This is a genomic window from Nonomuraea sp. NPDC050202, assembly GCF_040656115.1.
Classification (GTDB): Bacteria; Actinomycetota; Actinomycetes; order Streptosporangiales; family Streptosporangiaceae; genus Nonomuraea.
Map to the genome: position 1 here is coordinate 1 of NZ_JBFALF010000100.1, position 5443 is coordinate 5443.

The following is a 5443-nucleotide window of genomic DNA, read 5'->3' on the forward strand; positions in this document are numbered from 1 at the left end:
CGGAGATCGCCACTGCCGGGTATTGGGTGCGGCAGGTGCGGGAGCCGGTCCGGTTCGCTCAGGCGCTGGAGTGGCTGGGCGAGGTGCCGGTGCTGCTGGAGATCGGGCCGGACGCCACGCTGACCGCGATGGCCCCCGACCGCGACGTTGTCCCGCTGCTGAGAAGGGACAAGGACGAGGCCAGGGCAGTGATGGACGCGCTGGCCGGGCTGCACGTGCGGGGCGCGCGTCCCGACTGGACGGCCCTGCTGCCGGGCCGGCAGGTCGACCTGCCCACGTATCCGTTCCAGCGCCGCCGCTACTGGCTGGCCCCCACCTCCGGCACCGACGCCGCCGGGCTGGGCCAGACCCCGGCCGGGCATCCCCTGCTCGGCGCCGCCATCTCCCTGGCCGACAGCGACGGGCTGCTCCTCACCGGACGCCTGTCGGCCCAGACCCACCCCTGGCTGGCCGACCACGTCGTCGCGGACACGCCCATGCTGCCCGGTGCCGCCCTGGTGGAACTCGCCGTCCGCGCCGCCGACCAGGCCGGCTGTGACCACCTGGAGGAGCTCACGCTCGAGGCGCCACTCGTGCTGCCGGAGCGGGGCACGGTGTCGGTCCAGCTCCGGGTCGGCGCTGCGGACCGGACCGGCAGGCGCGAGGTGAGCATCCACTCCAGCTCCTCAGGCGAGGACTGGACCCGGCACGCCACCGGAACGGTCACCCAGGAACCGGCCGGGCGCGGCACCGGCGAGCAGGCCATCGGAGCCTGGCCGCCGCCCGGAGCCGAGCCGGTCGAACTGGACGGCCATTACGAGGCGCTCGCCGGGGCGGGCCTCGGCTACGGCCCCGCCTTCCAGGGGCTGCGCGCCGCCTGGCGGGCGGGCGACGACGTCTACGCGGAGGTCGCCCTGCCCGAGGCGGCCGGTGCGGAGGCGTACGGGCTGCATCCGGCACTTCTGGACGCCGTCCTGCACGCCCTCGCCGCGGCGGCCCCTCCAGCAGCAGGGCAGCCGCCCCGCATCCCGTTCTCCTGGTCCGGGGTGACGCTGCACGCCGCCGCCGCGACCACGCTGCGCGCCCGGCTGTCACCGGCCGGCGCGGACGCCGTGTCGATCGTCGCCGCCGACGCCACGGGCGCGCCCGTCATCACCGTGGACTCGCTCGTCCTCAGACCGTTGGCGGCCCCCGCTCCCCGGCACGACGACTCCCTGTTCCGCGTCGAGTGGACCCCGGTGCCCAGGGAGGCGGGGCAGAACGCGGGCATCACCGTGGTCCACTGCGAGCCGCCCCGGACAGGAGACCTGGCCGCGGACACCCGCGCCGCGGTGCACGCCGCGCTGGAAGCCCTCCAGGAGTGGCTGGCCGGAGAGCCCGGCGACGACGCCCGACTGGTGATCGTCACCAGGCGCGCGGTGGCCGCGGTCGCCGGCGATCCCGCGCCCGACCCCGCAGCGGCGGCGATCTGGGGGCTGGTCCGCGGCGCGCAGGGAGAACACCCCGGCAGGATCCTGCTCGTCGACACCGACGCTCCGGCCGACCCTGCGACGCTCGTCGTCCCCGCGGAGCCCCAGATCGCGCTCCGCGCCGGCACGGCCTACGCCCCCCGGCTGGCACGGATGTCCACCCACCCCGGCCTGGTGCCGCCCGCGTCGCCGCACTGGCGGCTGGACGTGACGGCCAAGGGCACCCTGGACCACCTCGCCCTGCGCGCCCACCCGGAACAGGAGCTCGAACCCGGCCAGGTGCGCCTCCGGGTACGCGCGGCGGGGGTCAACTTCCGCGACGTGCTCATCGCGCTGGACCTGTACCCGGCCGACGCGCCCCTCGGCGGCGAGGGCGCCGGAACCGTCGTCGAGGTGGGCCCCGGCGTGACGGGGCTGGCACCGGGAGACCGGGTGTTCGGCCTGTTCTCCCACGCGTTCGGGACGAGCGCGGTCGCCGACCACCGGATGCTCGCGCCGATCCCGGGCGGATGGTCGTACGAGGAGGCCGCCTCGGTACCGATCGCCTACCTGACCGCCTACTACGGCCTGGTCGAACTCGCCCGGCTGCGGGAGGGGGAGCGCGTCCTGATCCATGCCGCGACCGGCGGCGTCGGCTCCGCCGCCGTCGCGCTCGCCCAGCACCTGGGCGCCGAGGTGTTCGCCACCGCGAGCCCCGGCAAGTGGGCCGCGCTGCGGGAACGCGGCCTGGACGACGCCCACATCGCCTCCTCGCGCACCCTGGACTTCGCCACGACCTTCACCGCCGGCATGGACGTGATCCTGAACTCCCTCACCGGTGAGTTCCTCGACGCCTCGCTGCGGATGCTGGCGCACGGCGGCCGGTTCCTGGAGATGGGCAAGACCGACCTGCGCGATCCCGCGAGCCTTCCCGGCACGGACTACCAGCCGTTCGACCTGATGCAGGTCGAACCCGCACGCATCCAGAGCATGCTGGCCGACCTGCTCGCCCTGTTCGAGTCCGGCGCCCTGCGACTGCCCCCCATCACCACCTGGGACGTACGTCGGGCGCCCGAGGCGTTCCGCCACATCAGCCAGGCCCAGCACATCGGCAAGGTCGTCCTCACCGTGCCCCGCCCCCTCTGGACCCCCGAGGGGACGGTGCTGGTCACGGGTGGGACGGGGACGTTGGGTCGGTTTGTGGCGCGTCATCTGGTGTCGGTGCATGGGGTGCGGGAGGTGGTGCTGGTCGGTCGGCGGGGTGGTGTGGTGTTGGAGGGTTTGCCGGGTGTGCGGGTGGTGGCGGGTGATGTGACGGATCGTTCGGCGATGGCGGCTTTGGTGGGGTCGTTGCCGGATCTGTCGGTGGTGGTGCATGCGGCGGGTGTGGTGGATGACGGGGTGGTCGCGGGGTTGAGTGGCGAGCAGGTGGATCGGGTGCTGGCCGCGAAGGTGACCGGCGCCACGGTGCTGCACGAGCTGACCCGCGACCTGGCGGGATTCATCGTGTTCTCCTCGGCCGTGGGCACGCTCGGCGGAGCGGGACAGGCCGCGTACGGCGCCGCGAACGCCTTTCTGGACGCGCTGGTCACCCAGCGGGTCCAGCAGGGATTGCCCGGAGTGTCGCTCGCCTGGGGACTCTGGGCCGAGTCGAGCGGCATGACCAGCGAGCTGGGCGCGGCCGACCTGGCCAGGATGGCCCGCTCCGGTGTCGCCCCGCTCACCACCGAGCACGCCCTCCACCTGCTCGACGCCGCCCTCACCACGGCCGAACCGGTGCAGGTGCCTGTCGCTCTCGACCTCACCGCCTTCCGCGGCGGCACCGAGGTGCCCGCGATGCTCCGCGGCCTCGTCAAGGCGCCGGTCCACAGGGCGGCCGCACGATCCGCGGGCGAGACCTCCTACGCCCAGCGCCTGGCCGCCATGCCGGACGCGGACCGCCACCGCGCCCTGCTCGACCTGGCCCGCGAGCACGCCGCGGCCGTCCTGGGACACGCCACGCCGGATGCCGTCGACGGCGAGCGGCCGTTCAAGGATCTCGGCTTCGACTCGTTGACCGGCGTCGAGTTCCGCAACCGGCTCACCGCCGCGACCGGGCTGCGGCTGCCCGCCACCCTCACCTTCGACTACCCGACGCCGGTCGCGCTCGCCGACCACCTGCGGCGTGAGCTGCTGGGGTCGTCGCCGATCGCGCCCGCACCGGTGGCCACCGGCGTGTCCGACGATCCCGTGGTGATCGTGGGGATGGCGTGCCGGTATCCGGGTGGGGTTTCCTCGCCGGGGGAGCTGTGGGAGCTGGTGGCTTCGGGTGGGGACGGGATCGGGAGCTTTCCGGTCGATCGGGGGTGGGATCTGGGGGCGTTGTTCGATCCTGACCCGGAGCGTGCGGGGCGTTCGTATGTGCGGGAGGGCGGGTTCCTGTATGAGGCGGGTGAGTTCGATGCGGGGTTTTTCGGGATCTCGCCGCGTGAGGCGCTGGCGATGGATCCGCAGCAGCGGTTGCTGCTGGAGGCGTCGTGGGAGGCGTTCGAGCGGGCCGGGATCGACCCTGCCGCGCTGCGCGGCGCGCAGGCCGGGGTGTTCGTCGGAGGGATGCGCCAGGAGTACGGCCCGCTTCTCGGCCAGGGCGCCGAGGAGGTGGAGGGGTATCTGCTGACCGGTGGTGCGGCGAGCGTGTTGTCGGGTCGGGTGGCGTACACGTTCGGGCTGGAGGGGCCCGCGATGACGATCGACACGGCGTGTTCGTCGTCGTTGGTGGCGTTGCATCTGGCGGGGCAGGCGTTGCGGCGTGGTGAGTGTTCGCTGGCGCTGGCGGGTGGGGTGACGGTGATGTCGTCGCCTGGGGTGTTCGTGGAGTTCAGCCGCCAGCGCGGCTTGGCGCCTGACGGCCGGTGTAAGTCGTTCGCGCAGGGCGCGGATGGGACGGGCTGGTCGGAGGGTGTCGGGGTTGTGGTGCTGGAGCGTCTGTCGGAGGCGAGGCGTCGGGGGCATCGGGTGCTGGCGGTGGTGCGGGGGAGTGCGGTCAATCAGGACGGCGCCTCCAACGGGCTCACCGCGCCGAACGGTCCCTCGCAGCAGAGGGTGATTGGTCAGGCGTTGGCGGATGCGCGTCTTGCGGCTGGTGATGTGGATGTGGTGGAGGCGCATGGGACGGGGACGGCGCTTGGTGATCCGATCGAGGCGCAGGCGTTGCTTGCGACTTATGGTCAGGGTCGGGAGCGGCCGTTGTGGTTGGGGTCGGTGAAGTCGAACATCGGGCATGCGCAGGCGGCTGCGGGTGTTGCGGGTGTGATCAAGATGGTGGAGGCGATGCGGCACGGCGTGTTGCCGCGGACTCTGCATGTGGATGAGCCGTCGTCGCATGTGGATTGGTCGTCGGGCGCGGTGTCGTTGCTGACCAAGCAGCAGTCCTGGCCTGCGACGGATCGGCCCAGGCGGGCGGGGGTGTCGTCGTTCGGGATCAGTGGCACCAACGCGCACGTGATCCTGGAAGAGCCGCCCGTGCTGGAGGAGGCCCCTGTTCAGGGCGAGCCGGGGGTCGTGCCGGTTCTGCTGTCGGCCCGCAGCTCGGACGCCCTGCAGACCCAGGCAGCGGAGCTCGCGGTTTTCCTGCGCGGGAATCCGGACGTGCCGATGGAAGACGTGGCATATTCGTCCGCCCATCGCCCGGTATTCGCCCATCGCGCCGTGATCGTCGCCGGCCACCATGACGAACTGCTCGCCAAGCTGACCCAGATCAGCGATTCCGGCCCTGTCGGGCGTGCGCAGACGGCGTTCCTGTTCTCGGGTCAGGGGTCGCAGCGGCTGGGCATGGGGCTGGAGTTGTATGGGCGGTTTCCGGTGTTCGCTGCTGCTTTTGATGAGGTGTGCGGGCGGTTGGAGCCGTCGTTGCGTGAGGTGATCGCGGCTGATGCGGTGGCGTTGGATCGGACGTTGTTCGCGCAGCCGGGGTTGTTCGCGGTGCAGGTGGCGTTGTTCCGGTTGGTGGAGTCGTGGGGGGTTCGGCCGGATTTCTT

1 protein-coding gene is annotated in these 5443 nt (G+C 72.6%); it reads left to right on the forward strand.

All coding sequences use genetic code 11. From position 1 onward, the window contains the following. A partial coding sequence (locus tag AB0I79_RS63035) for an SDR family NAD(P)-dependent oxidoreductase (RefSeq protein WP_357896257.1) occupies window positions 1–5443 on the forward strand: 5443 nt, incomplete at both ends.